General features: G+C 73.4%; 17 protein-coding genes and 1 tRNA gene. 8 read left to right on the forward strand and 10 right to left on the reverse strand.

Annotated features, from left to right (window positions below; translation table 11 throughout):
* Window positions 1-22 precede the first annotated feature (22 nt).
* Both OG764_RS20025 and OG764_RS20030 read right to left on the reverse strand, forming a co-directional pair.
* A complete protein-coding gene (locus OG764_RS20025; protein WP_328969783.1) occupies window positions 23-436 on the reverse strand; it encodes a hypothetical protein in 414 nt (137 codons plus the stop codon).
* Window positions 437-623: 187 nt separating this feature from the next.
* Entirely contained in the window at window positions 624-1712 is a 1089-nt protein-coding gene (locus OG764_RS20030) for an ABC transporter ATP-binding protein (protein ID WP_328969784.1), read from the reverse strand.
* A 257-nt stretch (window positions 1713-1969) separates the two neighbouring features.
* Between OG764_RS20030 and OG764_RS20035 the strand changes: the two genes are divergently transcribed.
* From OG764_RS20035 to OG764_RS20055, 5 genes are all read left to right on the forward strand, one after another.
* A tRNA-Thr gene (locus OG764_RS20035) sits at window positions 1970-2044 on the forward strand.
* 184 nt (window positions 2045-2228) lie between these two features.
* Window positions 2229-2642 (forward strand): GntR family transcriptional regulator, encoded by a 414-nt coding sequence (locus OG764_RS20040; protein WP_328969785.1) that lies wholly within the window; start codon window positions 2229-2231, stop codon window positions 2640-2642.
* Between the two features lie 80 nt (window positions 2643-2722).
* Entirely contained in the window at window positions 2723-4417 is a 1695-nt protein-coding gene (locus tag OG764_RS20045) for an FG-GAP repeat domain-containing protein (protein WP_328969786.1), read from the forward strand.
* A gap of 185 nt (window positions 4418-4602) precedes the next feature.
* Window positions 4603-6330, forward strand: coding sequence for an FG-GAP repeat domain-containing protein (locus OG764_RS20050; RefSeq protein WP_328969787.1), 1728 nt, complete (start codon window positions 4603-4605; stop codon window positions 6328-6330).
* A 160-nt stretch (window positions 6331-6490) separates the two neighbouring features.
* Entirely contained in the window at window positions 6491-8224 is a 1734-nt protein-coding gene (locus tag OG764_RS20055; protein WP_328969788.1) for an FG-GAP repeat domain-containing protein, read from the forward strand.
* A gap of 88 nt (window positions 8225-8312) precedes the next feature.
* On the opposite strand, the gene OG764_RS20060 is transcribed toward OG764_RS20055, so the two are convergent.
* The 4 genes from OG764_RS20060 to OG764_RS20075 all read right to left on the reverse strand — a co-directional run bounded on the left by OG764_RS20060 (window position 8313) and on the right by OG764_RS20075 (window position 12932).
* Window positions 8313-9737 (reverse strand): NAD(P)/FAD-dependent oxidoreductase, encoded by a 1425-nt coding sequence (locus OG764_RS20060; RefSeq protein ID WP_328969789.1) that lies wholly within the window; start codon window positions 9735-9737, stop codon window positions 8313-8315.
* Window positions 9738-9983: 246 nt separating this feature from the next.
* Window positions 9984-10499: a hypothetical protein gene (locus OG764_RS20065; protein ID WP_328969790.1), complete on the reverse strand. Its 516-nt coding sequence runs from the start codon at window positions 10497-10499 to the stop codon at window positions 9984-9986.
* A gap of 139 nt (window positions 10500-10638) precedes the next feature.
* Window positions 10639-11634, reverse strand: a complete 996-nt coding sequence (locus OG764_RS20070) for a zinc-binding dehydrogenase (protein ID WP_328969791.1) — start codon at window positions 11632-11634, stop codon at window positions 10639-10641.
* A 98-nt stretch (window positions 11635-11732) separates the two neighbouring features.
* Window positions 11733-12932 (reverse strand): NAD(P)-binding protein, encoded by a 1200-nt coding sequence (locus OG764_RS20075; RefSeq protein WP_328969792.1) that lies wholly within the window; start codon window positions 12930-12932, stop codon window positions 11733-11735.
* 139 nt (window positions 12933-13071) lie between these two features.
* Here OG764_RS20075 and OG764_RS20080 point away from each other — a divergent pair, with 139 nt between their 5' ends.
* Window positions 13072-13746 carry a pentapeptide repeat-containing protein gene (locus tag OG764_RS20080; protein WP_328969793.1) on the forward strand — a complete coding sequence of 225 codons (675 nt, stop codon included), beginning with the start codon at window positions 13072-13074 and terminating at the stop codon, window positions 13744-13746.
* A 53-nt stretch (window positions 13747-13799) separates the two neighbouring features.
* On the opposite strand, the gene OG764_RS20085 is transcribed toward OG764_RS20080, so the two are convergent.
* The 4 genes from OG764_RS20085 to OG764_RS20100 all read right to left on the reverse strand — a co-directional run bounded on the left by OG764_RS20085 (window position 13800) and on the right by OG764_RS20100 (window position 18732).
* Window positions 13800-14300 (reverse strand): hypothetical protein, encoded by a 501-nt coding sequence (locus tag OG764_RS20085; protein ID WP_328973081.1) that lies wholly within the window; start codon window positions 14298-14300, stop codon window positions 13800-13802.
* A 122-nt stretch (window positions 14301-14422) separates the two neighbouring features.
* Window positions 14423-16024 carry a M4 family metallopeptidase gene (locus OG764_RS20090; protein WP_328969794.1) on the reverse strand — a complete coding sequence of 534 codons (1602 nt, stop codon included), beginning with the start codon at window positions 16022-16024 and terminating at the stop codon, window positions 14423-14425.
* A gap of 849 nt (window positions 16025-16873) precedes the next feature.
* Window positions 16874-17509, reverse strand: coding sequence for a response regulator transcription factor (locus tag OG764_RS20095; protein WP_328969795.1), 636 nt, complete (start codon window positions 17507-17509; stop codon window positions 16874-16876).
* The gene (locus OG764_RS20100; protein ID WP_328969796.1) at window positions 17506-18732 is read right to left on the reverse strand and encodes a sensor histidine kinase; all 1227 of its coding nucleotides are present in this window, start codon (window positions 18730-18732) and stop codon (window positions 17506-17508) included. The genes OG764_RS20095 and OG764_RS20100 overlap by 4 nt, the downstream gene beginning before the upstream one ends.
* 536 nt (window positions 18733-19268) lie before the next feature.
* Here OG764_RS20100 and OG764_RS20105 point away from each other — a divergent pair.
* Window positions 19269-19823 (forward strand): GlcG/HbpS family heme-binding protein, encoded by a 555-nt coding sequence (locus OG764_RS20105; RefSeq protein WP_328969797.1) that lies wholly within the window; start codon window positions 19269-19271, stop codon window positions 19821-19823.
* Window positions 19824-19861: 38 nt separating this feature from the next.
* Entirely contained in the window at window positions 19862-21307 is a 1446-nt protein-coding gene (locus OG764_RS20110) for a M1 family metallopeptidase (protein ID WP_443055995.1), read from the forward strand.
* Window positions 21308-21630: the final 323 nt, after the last annotated feature.

Raw genomic sequence — 21630 nt, forward strand, 5'->3', positions numbered from 1 at the left:
CGCGGTGCGCGGCGCGCGGCGGTCAGCCGAAGGAGGCCACCCCGGAGGCGAAGGCCGTGTCGCAGGCGGGCCGGGCGTACGTCTGGGCCTTCGTCGGCCCGTACAGGTCGGCGGCCGCGCGGCCGAGAGCCTTGGCGATCTGGCCGCAGTAGCCGGCCAGGGAGGGCCTGCGGTCGACCTCCTGCTGGAGGTGGGTCAGGACGACCCCGGGGTCCTTCTTCTCCTGGAGCTCGCCGAGCAGCTTGTCGCGCAGCAGCTCGTGCGGGGCGCGGACCTTGGCGGGTACGGACACGTCCTCGGCGGCTGCGGTGAGGACCTGGGACGAGGAGGTGTCGGCCCAGGGGACCATGGTGACCGCGAGGGTCCCGGAGAGCACCAGGACGACGGGCAGGACCAGGGCGAGCGATCGGCCGATACGGCGGGCAGTGTGGGTCACGAGGGCGAGAGTAGCGCTCGGTGAAGATTTGGCGACATTTAGTCACCCTGTCGGGGGACGGTTCGACGTGGTTTTTCGAATGGGGTGTTGACGTACACCGCTCGAAATGACCGTTGTGCCGGGGTATTTGTCACACTGGCCCCCTGCCGACGGCAGGGGGCCAGTGCGTACTGCGGGCGGTACGGCGTCAGTCGGCGAGGCGCTCGCCGGTGGACGTCGAGAACACGTGGAGCTCGCCGGTGCGCGGGACCACGTGCAGCGTGGAGCCCTTCTCCGGGACCTGGCGGCCGTTCACGCGGACCACGAGGTCCTGCGTGGTGCCGGAGACGTCGGTGGTGCCGTACACGTATCCGTCGGCGCCGAGTTCCTCCACGACGTTGACGGTGACGGCGAGGCCGCCGTCCTCGACGAGGTCGAAGTGCTCGGGGCGGACGCCGACGGTGACCGTGCGGTCGCCCTTGTCGGCGGCGGCCGACAGCGCCTCGCGGGACACCGGGACGACGCTGTCGCCGAACTTCACGCCGCCGTCGGCGATCGGGACCTCGACCAGGTTCATGGCGGGGGAGCCGATGAAGCCGGCGACGAAGAGGTTGGCCGGGCGGTCGTACATGTTCCGCGGGGTGTCGACCTGCTGGAGCAGGCCGTCCTTCAGCACGGCCACGCGGTCGCCCATCGTCATGGCCTCGACCTGGTCGTGGGTGACGTAGACGGTGGTGATGCCGAGGCGGCGCTGGAGCCCGGCGATCTGCGTACGGGTGGACACGCGGAGCTTGGCGTCCAGGTTGGACAGCGGCTCGTCCATGAGGAAGACCTGCGGCTGGCGCACGATCGCGCGGCCCATGGCGACGCGCTGGCGCTGGCCGCCGGACAGCGCCTTCGGCTTGCGGTCCAGGTACTGGGTCAGGTCGAGGATCTTGGCCGCCTCCTCCACCTTCTGGCGGATGGTGGCCTTGTCGACGCCGGCGATCTTGAGCGCGAAGCCCATGTTGTCGGCGACGGACATGTGCGGGTACAGCGCGTAGTTCTGGAACACCATCGCGATGTCCCGGTCCTTCGGCGGCAGGTGCGTGACGTCGCGGTCACCGATGCGGATGGCGCCGCCGTTGACGTCCTCCAGGCCGGCGAGCATGCGCAGCGAGGTCGACTTGCCGCAGCCGGACGGGCCGACGAGTACGAGGAACTCGCCGTGCTCGATGTGCAGGTCCAGCGCGTCGACGGCGGGCTTGTCGGAGCCCGGGTAAAGCCGGGTCGCGCCGTCAAAGGTCACAGAAGCCATGGTGAATGAACCCCTTCTACCGGCAGGAACGTGCCGGACGATCCGAGTGGAAGGAAGATGTTGTCTAGTCCACCAAGGTGGACTTCCCGGGCACGCTACCCGGCGATTCCGCTCCTGTCAGTAGCCCGGGGCCCGGATCTTCCTCACGCGGGCCGCTGCGGCGGGCGCGGCGGGAGTGGCAAAGTGCTTCGCTGCCCGCGGTGGCGGCTGTGTACAGTGAAGGCGGTCCGCGCGCCGTAGCCGGCGCGTGGCGATCTGCCTCCTTAGCTCAGTCCGGCCAGAGCAACGCACTTGTAATGCGTAGGTCGTCGGTTCGAATCCGACAGGGGGCCCAAATCCCAGCTCAGCGGCTCGTTGACTTGCGGGATTCGAACGAAGCGAAGGGCTCCGGGTGATCACCCGGAGCCCTTTTTGCGTGCCCGGGTCAGGTGGATCGGCGCCAGAGGGTGGGGTCCGGGCGGAAGCCGGTGGCGTGGATCAGGGCGCGGGCCCGGGTGTGCCGGCGGTCAGGTCGACGTGCGTGAGGAGACGGCTGACGGGCGGATCGCCGGGGTGCTCGGGTTGGCGCCCGGCGCGGCCGTGTGGGTGCGCAGTCGGCGGTTCGTGTTGGACGGGAAGCCCGTGATGGTGGCGGTGTCGTGGCTGCCGGGGGAACTCGTCGCGGGGTCCGCGATCACTGAGGTCGATACCGGGCCTGGCGGTACGTACGCGCGGCTGGCGGAGCTGGGGGCGGCGCCCGTGCGGTTCCGGGAGGAGATCCGGTCCCGGATGCCGTCGGCGGATGAGGCCGGGCGGCTGGTGCTGGGGGTCGGGACGCCGGTGGTGGTGATCGTGCGGACGGCCTTCGCGGCGGACGGGCGGGTGGTCGAGGTGAACGAGATGACGCTGGACTCGGGGTCGTACGTCCTGGAGTACGACTTCGAGGCGTAGGCCCCCGCCCCGGGACTCCTTCGCGGGCGCGTGTTAGCGTCCGCCGATCGAGATCGTATTTGGGGGAAACTTTGCGCAAGATGCTGGGTGCCGGGGTTGCGGCCGTGCTGCTCGCGACCGGTGTGGCGGGGACGGCCGTCGCGGCCGGGGATCCGTCCTTCTACTTCGACCCCGTCACGGACAAGGTCGTGATGCCCGGCGAGGGCCGGGTGTGGCTGTCGCCGGCGAGCACGGGCGGGGAGACCGGTGAGGGGCCGGACGGTACGTACGTCTACGCGCTGAGCACCAGGGCGCTGACCGGTGGCACGTGGGCCGGTGGCGTGCCGAGCGGGTTCAAGGTCGATCCGACCGACGGGTGCAAGCCGAAGGCCGGGGTCGCCGGGATCTACCTGTGCGACGTCAAGGAGTGGAACAACCCGGGGCCCGAGATCTCGGCGGCGAGCACCACCGCGAACCTGGCGAAGGCCTACTACAGCCTCGTCTACGTGCCGCGCGGGGCCAGCGTCGACGCGGGCGTGAAGGAAGCGCAGACGGCCGGCTCCAAGCCGATCGGGCCGCGCCGGGCGCACGCGACCGTCACGGCGAAGACCAAGGCGCACGTCGCGCAGAACACCATGACCCTGTCGACGCCGGCGCTGCCGGCCGGCGGCACCGTGGCGCACACGGTGAAGCTGCACGCGGTCGACAAGGGCAAGCTCCAGATGTACGTGACCGCGGCCCCGGGCTTCCGGAACTGGGACGAGGGCGAGCTCAAGGTCGAGGCCGACGGGGTGACCGCGAGCGCGGGCGCCGACGCGTTGGAGTGCGACCACTCGCTGGGCGAGGCCGGGGACATCCGCTGCACGGTCAAGAAGCCGGGCGACTACACGGTGACGTACAACCTGAAGGCCGGCGCGGCCGCGCCCGCTTGGCGGCTGCGGAACACCGCGACGTACGAGGTGTACGACTTCGGTACGGGCAACCCGGAGAAGGCGAGTGACTTCAACGTCGCGAGCCCCATCCCGGTGACCGAGCGCTTCCGGGTGGTGGGCCGGGCCGCGGACGGTGAGCTGTACGACTACCGGGGTACCGGCAAGGCGTCGAGGCCGTTCCAGTCGGTGGAGCTGGTCGGCTACAGCCTGAACTGGAACCAGTACTCGGCGCTGACCCGGCTGGGCCCGGTGACGGTGCAGAGCACGGGTCCGGGCGCGGTGGCGCGGGACAAGTCCGGGGTGCTGTGGTTCTACCGGATGGCCGGGCACGGCGGCATCTACAAGGACCGGCTGAAGGTCGGCGCGGGCTGGAACGCCTTCAACTCGCTGACCGGCGTGTCCGATCTGACCGGTGACAAGAAGGCCGACCTGCTGGCGCGGGACACCGCGGGCACGATGTGGCTGTACCAGGGAACGGGCAACCCGGCCGCTCCGTTCGGCGCGAAGGCGAAGGTCGGCGCGGGCTGGCACATCTACAACCAGCTGGTCGGCGGCACCGATGTGACCGGTGACGGCAAGGCGGACCTGATCGTGCGCGACGCGTCCGGTGTGCAGTGGCTGTACGCGGGCACGGGTGTGGCGGCGAAGCCGTTCGCGGTGCGTGCGCAGATCGGCACGGGCTGGCAGACGTACAACTCCGTGGTGGCGCCGGGTGATCTGAACTCGGACGGCAAGGCGGACCTGGTGGCGCGGGACGCTTCCGGTGCGCTCTGGTACTACCAGGGCACGGGTGCGGCGGCGAAGCCCTTCGCGGCGCGCGTGAAGGTCGGTTCGGGCTGGCAGAAGTACAACCTGCTGTTCTAGTCCGGCTGTTCGCCCGCCTGTCGTCGAGGTGGGCGCAAAGTGCCTGGTTGGCGGCCTCCGTCCGTTGTGGGCGGGGGCCGTTACTCTGTAACAAAAGCCCGTGTTATACGGTCCGCGCACGTCATGAGGGGAACGTGACGTTGCAGCGGCAGCACTATGCCGCCTTCACGTGGTGGAGATGCGACATGCGTGGATTGATGGGGCGGGGCGCGGCGCGTCTCGGGGTGTTCGGGGGGACCGCGGCGCTGGTGGCCGCAGGTTCGGTGCCCGCGTTCGCCGCCGGGAGCGATGACTACGCGTTCACGTTCAAGGACCAGGTGGTGGCCCCGGGTGAGGGGTCGATGGCCGTGCTGAGGCCCGACACGGTGGACGGGATGCCGGACGGCACGCTCGTGTTCGCCATGTCCAAGGCGCCGTTGACCGACGCGTCCTGGGCGCAGGGCGGTCTGCCGGCCGGGATGGCGGCGCGGATCGACGACACGTGTACGGCGTCGGCGACGGTCAAGGGCGTGTACATGTGCCCGACCGGCGAGGACACCGGGTTCGTGGGGCCGGCGGTGACCGCGGCGGCTTCGGTGAAGGACGATACGAAGCTGCACTACGGGGTGGCGTACGCGCCGCGCGGGTCGGACCTCAAGGCCGCGGTGAAGAAGGCGCAGCTGGCGCAGAGTTCACCGGTCAAGGGGCGGGTGGAGCCGCATTTCGTGCGGGTGCTGACGGCCGAGCACGCCAAGAAGAACAAGCTGACGCTGAAGTCCCCGGCGCTGCCGGCGGGTGGCACGGTCACCCAGTCGGTGACGGTGAAGGCGCTGGACTCGGGGCAGCTGCGGTTGGGCTTCCGTCGGGGTTCGGGCCAGCGGGAGTGGGATCCGGGCGAGCTGAAGGTGGAGCTGGTCTCGGTGACGCCGGGTGCCGGCGCCTCGAACTGCGAGTTCAGGGCGGGTGAGCTCGGTGGCTGGGAGGGCGTCACGTGTGATGTGACGGCGGCCGGTGGCAGGGACGTGACGGTCTCGTACACGCTGAAGGCGGACGCGACCGCGGCGGCGTGGCGGATCGCGGTGTCCGCGATGTACAACGTGTACGCGCCGGGCTGGGGTGAAGGCCCCGAGGCCGAGAGTGAGTTCGCCGTGAAGAGCGACATCCCGGTGACGGAGCGGCACACGCTGCTGGCCAGGGACAAGGCGGGCCAGTTGACGGCGTTCCGTGGCACCGGGAAGGCGCCGCAGGTGTTCGGCGAGGCCGAGTTCTACGGTGAGGAGTGGGCCAAGTACACGGCCGCGGCCAAGTTGTCGCCGGTGAAGGTGCAGATGGAGGGCGGCCCGGTGGTCGTCCGCGATGCGGCGGGCGTGCTCTGGAACTTCCCGCTGTTCGGGCAGTACGGCCTGTACGAGCCGGTGAAGGTCGGTGCGGGCTGGAACATCTACAAGTCGCTGACCGGTGTGGGCGATGTGACCGGTGACGGCAAGGCGGACCTGCTGGCGAAGGACGCGAACGGCACGCAGTGGCTGTACGCGGGCACCGGCAAGGCCAAGACGCCGTTCGAGGTGCGCAAGAAGGTGGGTGCGGGCTGGAACGCCTTCACCGACCTGACGGGTGCCGGTGACGTGAGCGGTGACGGCAGGGCGGACCTGCTGGCGCGGGACGCGGCCGGCGCGATGTGGCTGTACGCGGGCACCGGCAAGGCCGCCGCTCCGTACGCGCCGCGGGTGCAGCTGGGTGCGGTGGCGGACTGGAAGGGCTACACGGCCTTCAGTGCGCCCGGTGACCTGGACTCGGACCGCAAGGCGGACCTGGTGGCGCGGGACGCGGCCGGTGTGCTGTGGCTGCTGAAGGGTACGGGGGACGCCTCGGCTCCGTACGCGAAGCGCGTCAAGATCGGCGGCGGCTGGAACAAGTACGGCTCGCTGCTCTGAGTCGCCTCGTCGGCTTCCGGCCGGGGTGAAGCGCCCGCCGTTCGTCAAGTCGTCGGCGGCGGCGCGGTAGTTGGATCAAGGTGGGAGCCCCGGCGGATGCGCCGGGGCTTCTCGCATGTACGTTGCAGCTCATCGTTGTCTTCACGGGGGAATTTCTTTGATGCGCATACGTGGTTCGGTGGCGCTCGTCGGGTCGGTGGCGCTGCTCGCGTCCGGTGCTCTGGCGGGGGTCGCGGCGGCGGCGGGGTCGGCCTCGGCGGAGGAAGGTTTCGCCTTCCATCCGGCGGCCGACAGCACGATCAAGCCGGAGGAGTCGTCGTTCCTGGCGCCGCAGCCGACGCTGGCCAGTCCGGACGCGGAGGGCACGTTCGTCTACGCGCTCAGCCGTCGGGCGCTGACCGGCGGGGAGTGGACGGCCGGCGGGGTGCCGGCCGGGATGAAGGCGACGCTGTACAGCGGTGACCCGTGCAAGGCGCGGGCCGGGGTGGCGGGCGTGTACACCTGCTCGGCGAAGGGCCTGCGGTACGTGCCCGCGCCGGCGCTCGCGGCGACGGCGGGTGCCGTCCACGGTACGAAGCTGTACTACGGCGTGGCGTACGTGCCGCCGGGCGGCAGCGTCGCCGCGGGCATCGCGGAGGCCCAGGCGGCGGGCGCGCGTCCGCAGGACGGCACGCACACGGCGGCCACGGTGACGGTCAAGACGCCGGCTCGGGTGGCGGAGAACAAGCTGAGCCTGTCGGTGCCGGGGGTGGCGGCCGGTGCCTCGGCGGCCCAGTCGGTCACCGTGCACGCGGTGGACAAGGCGCGGCTGAAGCTGTCGTTCGCCTCGTCGGCGGGCCAGCGGGTGTGGGAGTACGGCGAGCGGAACCTGGAGGTCGCGGACGTCGTGGCCGGGCCCTCGGCGCGCTGCCTGCCGGCGGACGTCTCGCCGGGGCTGGTGTGCGACATCCTGGCGCCGGGCGACGTCACCATCGGCTACACGCTGAAGGCGGGCGCGTCGATGAAGGCCTGGAAGGTGGACGCGAAGGCCGAGTACCAGGTCTGGACCTCGCCGATCAGCACCGGGAACCCGGCCGTGAAGGCCGCGTTCAAGGTGGCGAGCCCGTACCCGGTGTGGGACCGGCACCGGCTGTTCGGGCGTGAGAAGGACGGCGCGCTGACCCTCCTGGAGGGCACCGGCCGTGCTTCCGAGCCGTTCGCCTCGTACGCCGCGACGGCCGGCCGGGAGTGGGGTGCGTACGGTCTGGTGACGAAGCTGGCGCCGCTCACCGGGCGGGGCACGGGCGGCGGGATCGTGGCCCGGGACAAGGCGGGCGTGCTGTGGCACTACGCGCCGAAGAACGACCTGTTCCCGCTGGACGGCCGTACCAAGGTCGGTGCGGGCTGGCAGATCTACGACGAGCTGGCCGGCGTCTCGGACGTGACCGGTGACGGCCGGGCCGACCTGCTGGCGCGCGACAAGGGCGGGGTGCTGTGGCTGTACGCGGGCACCGGCAAGGCGTCGGCGCCGTTCGCGGTGCGCACGAGGATCGGTGCGGGCTGGAAGGTCTTCAACGAGCTGACGGGCCTGGGCGATGTGACGGGTGACCGCAAGGCGGACCTGCTGGCGCGGGACGCGGCGGGGGCGCTGTGGCTGTACGCGGGCACGGGCGCGGCGGCCAAGCCGTTCGCGCCGCGGGTGCAGACGGACCTCGACGGGGCCGGGCTGCGGTCGCTGTCGGGTACGGGTGACCTGACGGACGACGGCCGGGCGGACCTGGTCACCCAGGACACGGCCGGGGTGCTGTGGCTGCACGAGGGCACGGGCGATCCGTCCGCGCCGTTCGGGGCGCAGAGCCGCGTCGACCGCTGGTGGGACCAGAGCCGCATCGGGTCCTTCGACGTGCTGCTGTAGGACGTGCCGCGGTGACCGGTCACCGCGCTGACGGAGGGCCCCGCCGATTCGTTTCGGCGGGGCCCTCCTGCCGTGGGGCGGGTGCGGGTCAGTGGCGGCCGGAGATGCGGTCGGCGGCCCGGGCGAGGGGCGCGGTCGCCGCGGTGTGGGTGGCGGCTTCCCGGCGGTCCGCCTCGCGGTAGGCGGCGTACAGGGCGTGGACGCCGATCCAGCGGAACGGCTCGGGTTCCCAGCTGCGCACCTTGTGGTTGACCCACGGGAGGGTGGTGAGGTCGGTGGGGCCGTCCTGGCCGGAGTCCTGGCGGACGAGGTCGCGCAGGGTGCGGGCGGCGAGGTTGGCGGTGGCGACGCCGCTGCCGACGTAGCCGCCGGCCCAGCCGAGGCCGGTGGCGCGGTCCAGGGTGACGGTGGCGCACCAGTCGCGGGGGACGCCGAGGACGCCGGACCAGGCGTGGGCGATGCCGGTGCCGGCGAGCTGCGGGAAGAAGCGGACGAGGATGTCGCGCAGGGCCTCGATGGTCGCGGGCTGGGTGCGGCCGTCGTTGTCGGTGCGGGAGCCGAAGCGGTACGGGATGCCGCGGCCGCCGATGGCGATGCGGTCGTCGGCGGTGCGCTGGGCGTACATGTAGGCGTGGGCCATGTCGCCGAGGGTTTCGCGGCCTTCCCAGCCGAGTTCGGACCAGACGGCGGCGGGGATCGGGTCGGTGACGATCATCGAGGAGTTCATCGGGAGCCAGGCGCGCCGGTGGCCCTTGAGGCTCGCGGTGAAGCCTTCGGTGCAGCGCAGTACGTAGGGGGCGCGGACGGTGCCGTACGGGGTGACGGCGCGGCCCTTGGCGATCTCGGTGACGGGGGTCGACTCGTGGATGGTGACGCCGAGTGCCTCGCAGGTGTCGGCGAGGCCCTTGGTGAGCTTCACGGGGTGGATGCGGGCGCCGTGCGGGCTCCAGGTGGCGCCGACGGCGCCGGCCACGCGGATCCGGTCGGCGGCTTCGCGGGCGCCGAGGAGGACCCGGTCGGTCTCGCCGAAGGCGGTCTCGGCTTCGTGGAAGGCCTTGAGGCGGGTCAGCTGGGCGGGGGTGTAGGCGACTTCGAGGACGCCGCCCTGGTGGATGTCGGCGTCGATGCCCTCCTTGGCGGCGGTGTCGACGACTTCGGTGACGGTGGCGTTCATGGCCTGCTGGAGGCGGACGGCGGCGTCGTGGCCGTGGAGTTTGGCGTAGCGGTCGCGGCCGGCGATGCCGTTGTAGAGCCAGCCGCCGTTGCGGCCGGAGGCGCCGTAGCCGCAGAACTTCTGCTCCAGGACGGTGACGCGCAGGAAGGGGGCGGCCTGCTTGAGGTAGTAGGCGGTCCACAGGCCGGTGTAGCCGCCGCCGACGATGCAGACGTCGGCGGCGGCGTCGCCGGGCAGGGGCTCGCGCGGGGGCGGGGTGCCGTCCTGGGCGTACCAGAAGGAGATGCCGCCGTTGACCGTGCCGGAGGTCTGTGCGGTCGTGATCTTCGTGCGCGTCATGGGGGGAGTGGTACACCCCGCTCCGTATGCATGTCCAGGGTTGCGGAATGTGTTCGGGTGCGGGTCGTGCGGCCCGGTGCGAAGACCCTCGAGGCGGCGGGCATCGGCTGACGGGGTCTTGGCCCGCGCCCCCGCGCCGGCGCAGTGACCGCGGTCGGCCCCGTGACTGCGGGTGGCCCGGTGACTGCGGTCGGCCCGTGACCGCGGTCTGTCCGTGACCGCGGTCAGTGGTCGGCCGACGGTCGGTCAGCCCTTGATGCCGGTGAGCTTCTTGGTGGCCAGGTCGGCCTGGACGTGGACCTTGGTGGTCGAGCCGCCCCAGGTCAGGGCGACGGTGGCGTTGGCCTTGCCCATGCCGTTGCCGGTGGAGGTGACCTTCCACTTGAGCGGGACGTTCTGGGCGCGCAGCACGCCGTTGGCGTGGTTGCGCTCCTCCCACGCCTTCAGGCTGCGCTGGAGGGGCTTGGACAGGTAGAAGCTGCGCAGCTGGTTCGCGGTGCGCATGTCGCCGTCGTGCACGGCGTCGATGTAGGCGCCGTAGAAGTCGGCGATGCGGGTGAAGGCCCCGGCCGGGCTGCCCGAGACGGACGGCGCGGCGGCCACGGCGGCGACCGGCGCGGCGACCGGCGCGGCCGGCCGGTCCGGCGCGGAGCCCGCCGAGGACTGGGTGGCGACGGCGAGGAGGGCGAGGGTCGCGGCCGCGGCGGTGGCGCCGGCGACGGCGGCGGTGCGGGCGGAGCGGACGGAACGGCGCATGGTCATCGGTGGATCCCCCGGAACGGCGGGCGGCAGGGCCCGGTGCGGTTACTGACCTCAAGGACGGGCCCGCGTCCCGATCGGTTCGCATGTCGGGATGATGTTGCCGGATCAAGACATACCGGTTGGCGGGCGTCCGCGGCGGTCACGGCTCCAGGACGACCTTGCCCATCGTGCCGCGCGTCTCCAGGGCCCGGTGCGCGGCCGCCGCCCCGGCGAGCGGGAAGCGCTGCACGGCCGGGGTCAGGCGGCCCGCCGCCGCCTCGGCGAGGGCGCGGGTCTCCAGGGTGCGCAGCGGGTTCTCGCCACCGGTCTTCCGCAGCATGACGGGGCCCAGTACGCCCTCGGAGGTGATGCCGCGGGCGGCCAGCTCCGCCTCGGTGAAGGTGAGCGGGCCGTCGGCCGAGCCCGACCAGCCGAAGACGAGGTGCAGGCCGCCGGGGCCGAGCAGGTCCACGGCGGCCCGGCCGGTGTCCCCGCCGACCGAGTCGAAGACGACGGTCGCCGTCCGGTCGCCGAGGAAGGCGCGGACCCGCTCGGGCCAGCCGGGTTCGGTGTAGTCCACGGCGAGGTCGGCGCCGTTGGCGGCGGTACGGGCCGTCTTGGCGGGGCCGCCGGCCAGGCCGACGACGGTGGCGCCGGCCCGCTTGGCGTACTGCACGAGGAGGGTGCCGATGCCGCCGGCCGCGGCCGGGACGACGGCGACCGAGTCCGGGCCCAGGTCGGCGAACTGGAGGATGCCCAGCGCGGTCCGGCCGGTGCCGATCATCGCGACGGCCGCGGCTTCGTCGAGCCCGTCCGGTACGGGGTGCAGCCGGTCGGCGTCGGTGACGGCGAGCGCGGCGTAGCCGCCGGGGACCGGGCCCAGGTGGGCGACGACGCGGCGGCCCAGCCAGGCCGGGTCGGTGCCCTCCCCGAGGGCGTCCACCGTGCCGGCGATCTCGCGGCCGGGCACGGTGGGCAGGTCGGGGAGGGCGAGCGGGCCCGTCGGCACGCCGGCCCGCAGGGTGGTGTCGAGGAGGTGCACGCCGGCGGCGGCGACCGCGATCCGCACCTGGCCGGGGCCGGGCACCGGGTCGTCGGTCTGCTCGTACGTCAGGTTCTCGGCGGGGCCGAAGGCGTGGAGGCGTACGGCGTGCATGGCGGGCTCCCTCAGGTCGGCGGTACTCGGTATCCGGTGCGCGGTGCGCGGTGCGCGGTGTGCGGTGCGCGTCGGGCGGTACGGCCAACCCAACAACCTCAAGCGGACTTGAGGTCAAGGCTCCGCCGCGGCCCGCCGCCCGGCACGGCCCGCCGGCCGGTCGCGCGGACGGCCAGCGACACCGCCTCGACGGCGCTGTTGAACGACACCTCGCTCAGCACGCCCGGCGCGGCCACCTGGTCGCCCGCCAGGTAGACGCCGTCGCCGCGGTCGATCGCGGGCCGGTCGCGCCAGGTGGTGCCGGGCAGGTCCACGGCTCCGGTGCGGCCGGCCGCCACGCCCTCGCGCCGCCAGGTGGTGCGCTCGCGCCAGCCCCGGTAGCCGAGGTCCAGGAGCCGTTCGGCGCGGGCGATGCCGACCGCCTTCGACTCGCCGGGACCGATCGGCAGCTGCGCCTGGACCAGCTCCTCGCCGGCCGGGGCCAGCCCCGGGTCCTGGGCGGTGAACCGCTCGATCCAGCCCGGCGCGTCCAGGTCGGAGATCGCGTACAGGTCCCCGCGGCGGCGGCGCAGCCCCAGGTCGAGGAGGGCGGTGCGGCCGCTCTCCCAGGTCAGCGACGGGTCGTCGAGGAGGGTGCGGGCCGCGGCCAGCGAGGTGGCGACGACCACCGGGCCGCCTTCCGCCGGGAGTTCGGTGATCCGGGCGCCGGTCTCGATCACCGCGCCGAGCTCGCGGGCGCGGGCGGCCATCCGGTCGATGACGGACTGCCAGCCGCCGCGCGGGAAGCGGGCCTCGGGCGGCAGCTTGGCGACCCGGCGCAGCCGCTCCTGGACGAAGGCGGCCGACAGCGCGCCCACGTCGTGGTGGAAGAGCGCCACGGCGAGGAAGTTCGCCGTCGTGCGGGCGTCCGCGTCACCGACGATGCCGGCCGCCCAGGTGTGGAAGTCGAGGTCCACGGGCGCGTCGGAGACGGGCCGGCGGGCGAGGCGGAACACGGCCAGCGGCGGCAGCGAGCGCAGCTTGCCGCCCTGGTGCATCTTCAGCCGGGTGCTGTCGATCAGCGAGACGGGGGCGAGCGGGCCGATCAGGTCGCGGGCGGCCAGCCAGCTCCAGTGCGGGCCGCCGTTGTAGAGGGCGTGCGGGCCCTCGTTGATCCGGTACGGGCCGTCCGCGGTGCGGCCGCGGCCGCCGAGGGTGCGGTGCGACTCGTACAGGGTGACCGCGGCGCCCGCCTCGGCCGCGCTGATGGCCGCGACGAGTCCCGCGAAGCCGCCTCCGATGACGGTGAGCTGGTCCATGGTTCCGGTCTCCTCTTGCCGTGGTGTGGCCCGCGTAGCGGCGCGTACGGTCCCAGGACGGATGAGGGGGTGCCGGATGTGACATCCGGGCCGAAGTTTTTTCCGGGGCGTTGTCAGTGGCAGGGGCCACCATGGGGGGATGGCGCGGAACGAGCGAGCGGTGAAGGCGGCCCGACGGCCGGAGGTACGGCTTCCGGCCGGCATGGCGGCGTACGGGGGCGAGCCGCTGGAGCCGGACGGGGACTACGACGGGCTGGAGTTCCGGGACCTGGACCTCGCGGGGCAGGACGGCAGCGGCGCCCGGTTCATGGACTGCCTGCTGGAGCGGTGCGCGCTCGACGAGGCCCGGCTGACGAAGGCGCGGGTGCTGGACGCGGTCCTCGACGGGGTCCGCGGGGTGGGCACCGACCTGTCCGGGGCCCAGCTGCGGGACGTGGAGCTGCGCGACGCCCGGCTGGGCGGGGTCCAGCTGCACGGCGCGGTCCTGGAACGGGTCCTGGTGCGCGGCGGGAAGATCGACTACGCGAACCTGCGCACGGCCCGGCTGCGGGACGTGGTCTTCGAGGGCTGCGTGCTCGACGAGGCGGACTTCGGGGGCGCGGTCCTGGAGCGGGTCGAGTTCCGGGACTGCGTGTTGCGCCGCGCGGACTTCACGGGCGCCCGGATGACCGACGTCGACCTGCGCGCGGCCGCCGAGGTGGACGTCGCCCGCGGCCTGGACCGGCTGGCGGGCGCGGTGATCAGCCCGGCCCAGCTGCTCGACCTGGCACCGGCCTTCGCCGCACACCTGGGGGTACGGGTGGAAGGCCGGTAGCGGCGAGCGGTCGAGTGGCGCGGGTCGGGCCGGCGCCGGTCGGGTGATGCCGGTCAGGTGATGCGGGGGAAGCGGGACTGGAGGGTCCACACGACCGGGTTGTCGGCGAGGCCGTCGTGCATGTCGGTGAGGTCGGCGATCAGGTCGTGCAGGAAGTCGCGGGCCTCGCGGCGCAGCAGCCGGTGGCTGAAGGTCAGCGGGGGCTCCTCGGCGTCCATCCAGTCGGCCTCGATGTCCACCCAGCCGAAGCGGCGCTCGAACAGGATGCAGTCGGTGGACTCGGTGAAGTCGAGTTCGGCGTACTGGCGCTCGTGCGAGCGGCTGCCGCGCGGGTCCTGGTCGATCTGCTCGACGATGTCGCACAGCGCCCACGCGAAGTCGAGCACCGGCACCCATCCCCAGGCTGTGGACACCTCGCGGTCCGCCTTGGTGTCCGCGAGGTACACGTCGCCGCAGAACAGGTCGTGGCGCAGGGTGTGGACGTCCGCGGTCCGGTAGTCGGTCTGCGGAGGGTCCGGGAAGCGCCGGGAGAGGGAGTAGCCGATGTCGAGCACGTTCCTCATGGTGTCACGGTGTGGTGCGGAGGGCCGCCCGCCGGTCGTACAGGTCGTACAGGTCGTACAGGTCGTACAGGTCGCACCTGTCGTACCGGTGGGCGGCGCTCCGGCCGACTGACCTATTTGACGTTCACCGCGGTCCAGGCGGCGGCGACCGCCTGCTGCTGGGTGCTGTTCATCCCGTACAGGTCGGCGGCCGAGGCCAGCATCGCCGTGCGGGCGGTGGCGTACGTGGTGCGGGAGGTGAAGTAGATGCTCATCGCCCGGTACCAGATCCGGACGGCCTGCTCCCGGCCGATGCCCAGCAGCTTCGAGCCGTCGTACGTCGGGGAGTCGTAGGCGACCCCGTTGATCACCTTGGGGCCGCTGCCCTCGGACAGCAGGTAGAAGAAGTGCGCGGCCGGCCCGGAGCCGTGGTGCGGGTCGATGGAGCCGATGTCCTTCGACCAGTAGTCGCGCGAGACGCCGTCGCGGCCGGGCCGGTCCATGCTGCGCAGCGGGGTGCCGAGGGCGCGCTCGCCGATGAGGTAGTCGCCCACGTCGGTGCTGTTGGCGGCGTGGAACTCGACCGAGGCCCCCATCACGTCGGCGGTGGCCTCGCCGAGCGCGGCGCTCTCGCCGGTGTAGCCGGGGACGCCGATCGCGGAGAGCACGCCGTGGGTGATCTCGTGGCCGGCGACGTCGAGGGTGGTCAGCGGGCCGTGGCCGGGGGCGCCATCGCCGTAGGTGACGCAGGCGCAGGCGTTGTCCCAGAAGGCGTTTCCGTAGTTGTTGCCGTAGTGCACGCGGGAGACGATGCCGGCGCCGTCGTTGCGGATGCCGGCGCGGCCGAACATCTGCCGGTAGAAGTCCCAGGTGGCGGCGGCCGCGTAGTGGGCGTCGACACCGGCGGTCTGGCGGCTGCGCTGGGTGCCGTCGCCCCACACGTCGTCCGCGTCCTTGAACAGGCCGCCGCCGGAGGGGCTGTTGAGCATGTCCAGGGTCTTCTGGTTGCCGCGGGTGGGGTCGCGCATCTCGTACAGCGGCCTGTTGAAGACGGTGCCGAGCGCGACCGTGCCCGCGTACTGGCTGTGCCCGGTGCCGGTGGCGACCGTGTCGTACGCGCTCAGCAGCCGGCCGGTCGTCGCGTCGGTGACGGTGTGCAGCTCGGTCGGCGTCCGGTCGGGCCGCAGCCCGCGCCGCACGGTCTCCCACGCGAGTACGGCCGGCCCGGCCCCGCCCGCCCAGACGACCTTGCGGGCGTCAGGCGCGGGCGCCGCGAACGAGGCGGTCGTGGTCGGCAGCGCGAGCGGCCCGGCGACGGCCGCCGTGGTCCCGCGAGCGGTCCCGTCCGCACTCCGGTGCACGACCAGATCCCCACCGAGCACGGGCAGTCCGGCGTACGTCCGGTCGTAGCGGGTGTGCACGGTGCCGTCGGGGTCGGTGACGGTCGAACGGGGGATGAGGCGGATGGGGGTGCCCGTGCCCGTGCCTTTGCTTGTGGCTGCGGCTGCGGCTGCGGCTGCGGCTGGCGGGGCGGCTCCGGTCGCGGCGGCGGTGCCGGTGTCGGTTGCGCGCACGGCTCCCGGCGCGGCTCCCGTGGCCGTCGCGGCCGTCGCGGCCTGCGGGCCGAGCGCTGCGCCGGCGACGGCGGCGATGGCGGCCGCGGCGGTGGCCGCGAGCAGCAGCGGGGGACGGCGGGTGGTGGCGCGGGTGCGGGGAGTGGACTGTGGGTGGGTCACTCGGGCTCCTTCGCTGGGGCCGGGGTGGCGGCGGCTGAGAGCGTGCCAGCGGGAGTGGGCGTTCCGACAGCCCTGCGGCGGGCGCCGGCCCCGGGTTGTCCGAACCCAGGGCATGGATGTCCGGAACCCGGCCCCGGTACGCGCCCTTCCGCCGCGGGGCGCCGTTCCCGGCTTTGCCGGCGTGCGAGCCGGACCTCGCCATAGCGGGCCGCATCCAGCCGCGCCCGTGCCCGGGCGGCGCACCCCGCCTGGCCGGCGCCCTGCGGCGCAATCCCCAGCCCCGCCGGTGCCCTGCGGCGCAATTCCCAGCCCCGCCGGCGTTTGAGGCGGAGCCTGGGCCGCAGCCCGCCCTCGCCTGGCCGGTGCGCTGGGGCGCAATTCCCAGCCTCGCCGGTGCCCTGCGGCGCAATCCCCAGCCCCGCCGGCGTTTGAGGCGCGGGGTTTGGGGCGGAGCCCCAAGACTGCAACCCGGCTCCGCCGGGTACCGGGCTCCGCCCGGACCCGCGCCTCAAACGCCGGCGAGGCTGGGTGTTGCCCCTCGGGCAGCCGGCAAGGACGGGATTGTCCCCAGGGCGTCGGCGAAGCTGGGATGTTGCAGCCGGGGCAGCCGGGGCAGCCGGGGCAGCCGGCAATGCCCGCAGCGCGCCGGCGAGGCTGGGTGTTGCGCCGAGGGCGTCGCGGAGCTGAGGGGGCGCCTCGGGTAGCCCGCGAGGCTTGAAGTGGCGGCGGGTCAGGCGGCGGGGCTGGGTGTTGCGCCCAGGGCGTCGCGGAGTTGACGGGGGCGTGCCACGGGGAGCCGGTGGGGTCATGGCGCTGCGGGTGCCCGCCGAGGGGGTCGTGGCACGGGGGTTACGGCAGGAGGCGTTGTTCCTTGGCCACGGCTACCGCGCCGGCCCGCGTGTCGACGCCGAGCTTGTCGTAGATACGCCCCAGATGCGTCTTGACCGTCGCCTCGCTGATGAAGAGCGCCCGCGCGATCTCCCGGTTCCCGAGCCCGTGCGCCAGCTGCCCGAGGATGTCGAGTTCACGGTCCGTCAGGGTGGGCCGGGACGAGCCGCGCATGTGGGCCATCACCCGGCTCGCGACCGGCGGCGAGAGGGCCGTGCGCCCCTGAGCCGCCGCGTGGATCGCGGTGAACAGCTCCTCGGGCCGTTCCGCCTTCAGCAGGTACCCCGTGGCGCCCGCCCCGATCGCCCGCGTGATGTCGGCGTCCGTGTCGTACGTCGTCAGCACGAGCACGTGCGGTGCGCCCGGCCCGGCGGTGATCCGCCGCGTCGCTTCGACCCCGTCGATGCCCTCCCCGAGCTGGAGGTCCATGAGGACCACGTCGGGGCGCAGCTTCGCGGCGAGCGCGACCGCCTCCTCGCCGCTGCCGGCCTCGCCGACCACCTCGATGTCGGGTTCGCTGCCGAGGAGGGCCAGCAGCCCGGCCCGTACCACCACGTGGTCGTCGCACAGCAGGATCGTCGTGGTCGTCGTGGTCATGGCCGGTGCTCCGGAAGGGGGATGGGGATCGAGACGGACAGTACGGTGCCCTCGCCGGGCGCGGACTCCACGGTCAGCGTGCCACCGAGGGCGCGGACCCGCGCCCGGATCGCGGGCAGCCCGTGGCCGCGGCCGGGGGAACCGGCCCCTTCCCCGGCCAGTGGGTCCGACCTCGTCCCGGCCCCGGGGTCCGACCCCGTCCCGGCCCCGGTGGTGAAGCCGCGTCCGTCGTCGGCGATGTCGAGGACCACCTGGTCGCCGAGGAAGCTGAGGGTCAGGCCGGCGGTACGGGCCGCCGCGTGCTCGCGCACGTTGGCGAGCGCGCCCTGCGCGATGCGCAGCAGTCCGGACTCGGTGCGCTCGGGCAGCGGCACCGGCGCGCCTTCCAGGTGGAAGCGGACGGTGACGTCCGGGCCCGCGTCGAGGGCCCGCAGGGCGTCGGCCAGCCCGGCGCCCCCGGCGAGCTGCGGCGGCGCGAGGTCGTGGACGAGGCGGCGGGCCTCGGCCAGCCCGAGGGCCGCGATCTCGGTGGCGGTACGGACGTGCGCGCGGGCGGTCACCGGGTCGGAGTCCCAGGTCCGCTCGGCGGCCTGGAGGAGCATCTGCTGACTGGACAGGCCCTGCGCGACGGTGTCGTGGATCTCCATGGACAGCCGCTGGCGTTCGGCGAGGGTGCCTTCGCGGCGCTCGGTGGCGGCGAGTTCGCGGCGGGTGCGGATCAGGTCGTCGATCAGTTCGCGCTGCGCCTGGGCCTGCCGTTCCATGTGGACGAACACGGCGGTGGCGAGGGCGGCGACCGCGGGCGGCGCGATGACCAGGTTCGGGTCGAAGCTGCTGCCCAGCTGGATCTGCGCGGCCACGACCAGGGCGGTCAGGAGGGCGACGAGGACCACGGCGGCGCGGGTCGGCAGGGTGCGCAGCGCGGTGAAGAACAGCGGTACCGCGCACCAGGCGAAGCTCGGCGCGAGCAGGACGAGCACCACCCAGGTGGCGATGACCAGCCCGAGCCAGGCCAGGCGGCCGCGGGTGGGGGCGGCGCCGAGGGCCGGGCCGAGTACGTAGAGCAGGGCCAGGGTGAGGCTGAGCGCGAGGATCCACGGGGTGCGGGGTTCGCCGGGGTGGCGCAGCAGGAAGCGGGCCAGTGAGGCGCCGAGGAGGAGGAAGAAGGCGGTGTGCGCGACCGTGGCGAGGCCGCGGGTGCCGTCTGCCGTGCCGTGTGCCATGACCCGCCTCTCCTCTCTCACCGCCGCCCCCATGATGCCGCCCGCGCCTACCCACCGCCCGCGCCCGATGTCCTGCGCGGTAGCCGTCCCCACCGTGCCCCCAGCCCCTCCGGCTGCCCGAGGGGCACCCCCCTGCCTCGGCGGCAATCCCCAGCCCCTCCGGCGTTTGAGGAGCGGGTCCGGGCGGAGACCGGTGCCCGGCGGAGCCGGGTTGTTCTTGGGGCTCCGCCCCAAACCCCGCCCTCAAACTCCCCCAGACTCCGTCCGGGGGCACCCCCAGGCGAGGCTGGGGGTTGCGCCGCAGGGCGCCGGCCGAGCGGCGTCGGGCCGGGGCTGGGCCGGGGCTGGGCCTCGGGCGTGGTGGGCGGGGTGGGGTTTCAGGGGATCACCTGCGGGGCGGGTTCGCATCGGCCGATCGGTTGACCCGGGGGTCAGCCGGTCCGGCAGTCGCCGGCAGCCGGTACGACGACGGGTGGGGGCCGGGTCCGGACCCAGGATTGAGGAGCGGACAGCCCGCCGACTGCAAGGAGCCCGACATGAAGACCCGTACCCGCGTCCTGACCGGTGCCGCGCTGGCGGCCGCCCTGGGAGCCGGCACCTTCGGTGCCATCAGCGCCAGCGCCGCCCCCGCCCCCGCCGCCGCGCCCGCCGCGGCCGCGGCCAAGAAGAAGGACGACGGCGGCGCCTTCGTCACCTCGACGCACCTGTCGATCGCCGCCGCGACCGAGGCGGCCCAGGCCGCGCTGGACGCCGCCGAGGACGAGAACCAGCGCGTCAGCGTCGCCGTCGTGGACCGCAACGGCAACACCATCGTCACCCTGCGCGGCGACGGTGCCGGCCCGCAGTCCTACGAGTCCGCCGAGCGCAAGGCGTTCACCGCCGTGTCCTGGAACGCCCCGACCTCCGTCCTCGCCGGCCGCCTCGCCCAGGCCCCGAACCTGAAGGACATCCCCGGCACGCTGTTCCTCGGCGGCGGCGTCCCGGTGCAGGCCAAGGGCGCCCCCGTGGCCGGCATCGGTGTGGCCGGCGCGCCCAGCGGCGACCTGGACGAGAAGTTCGCGAAGGCCGGCGTCGAGGCCGTCCAGAACTGACCTCTTGTCCGGGTGCGGCCCCGTTTAGGATCAAGAGCGTGGACCACCGCACCCGCACCCGTACCCGTACGACCCGTACGACCCGCACCCGCCCCGCTGCCGCCGTCGCCGCCGTCCTCGCGCTCACCGTGCTGAGCGCGTGTACGGGCGGCCCGGTGCAGGGGCGGCCGGGCGCGTCCGGGCTGCGGGACCCGTACTTCCCGCGGGCGGGCAACGGCGGCTACGACGTGAGCCACTACGGGATCACCCTCGACTACGCCCCCGACAGCGGCGAGCTGTCCGGCACCACCGAGATCACCGCGGCCGCCACCCAGTCGCTCAGCGCCTTCAACCTCGACCTCGACGGGATGGACGTCGAGTCCGTCACCGTCGACGGCAAGGACGCCCGCTTCAACCGGGCCGGTCAGGAACTGACGATCCGCCCCGCCGACGACCTGAAGAAGGGCGCGTCCTTCCGCACGGTCGTGCGCTACTCGGGCAAGCCGCGGTCGTTCCAGGACCCGGACGGGTCCGAGGAGGGGTGGATCCGTACCGAGGACGGCGCGATCGCGGTCGGCGAGCCGGTCGGCTCCATGGCCTGGTTCCCCGGCAACCACCACCCGAGCGACAAGGCCCGCCACGACGTTCGGATCACCGTCCCGTCCGGCTACGAGGCCGTGTCCAACGGCGTCCTCGAATCACGCGTGAGCGACGCCGACGGCACCACCTTCCAGTGGCGCGGCGGCGCGCCCATGGCGAGCTACCTCGCGACGGTCGCCGTCGGCCGCTACCAGGTCACCACCGGCCGCACCCCCGACGGCCTGCCGCTCTACTCGGCCGTCGACCCCTCCGAGGCCAAGCGGAGCGCGCCCGCGCTGGCGCTGCTGCCCAAGGTCCTGGCCTGGGGCGACAAGAAATTCGGCCCGTACCCCTTCAACTCCGCCGGCGCGATCGTCGAACGCGGCAACACCCTCGGGTACGCGCTGGAGACCCAGACCCGGCCCGTCTACTCCAGCGCCCCGAACGAGGAACTGATCGTCCACGAGATCGCCCACCAGTGGTTCGGCAACTCGGTGTCGCCGAAGAGCTGGCGGGACATGTGGCTCAACGAGGGCTTCGCCACCTATGCGCAGTGGCTGTGGTCCGAGGACCACGACGGCTACACCGCGCAGGAGAAGTTCGACGGGTTCTACGAGGGCGACACCGACGTCGACGACGAGGCCGGCGACGACATCTGGGCGTTCCCGCCCGCCGAACCGCCGGGGCCCGAGTACATCTCCGACCCGCCGGTCTACCACCGGGCCGCGATGGTGCTCCACAAGATCCGGCAGGAGGTCGGCGACCCGGCCTTCTTCTCGCTCGTACGCGGCTGGGCGGCGGAGCGGCGGCACGGCAGCGCGAGCACCGACGACTTCACCGGGTACGCCGAGGCGCGCACCGGCCACGACCTCGACGACGTCTGGGACACGTGGCTGTACGGCAAAGCCAAACCCGCCACACCCTGACGCCCCCGTACGGCGGGCTGCCCCCGCCCGGCCCGCTGGGCACACCCCGCCCCGCCGACTCACGGTGACGCCCCCAGCCTCGCCGGCTGACGGTGACGCCCCCAGCCTCGCCAGTGCCCTGGGGGCACCCCCCAGCCCCTCCGGCGCTTGAGGCGCGGGTCCGGGCGGAGCCCGGCAACCCCACGCACCCTTCAGCCCCTCCGGTGCACCCCCAGCCTCTCCGGCGCTTGAGGAGCGGTCCGGGCGGAGCCCGGCAACCCCCCGCACCCTTCAGCCCCTCCGGCGCTTGAGGAGCGGGTCCGGGCGGAGCCCGGTACCCGGCG

The sequence above is a fragment of the Streptomyces sp. NBC_00239 genome, from assembly GCF_036194065.1.
Classification (GTDB): domain Bacteria; phylum Actinomycetota; class Actinomycetes; order Streptomycetales; family Streptomycetaceae; genus Streptomyces.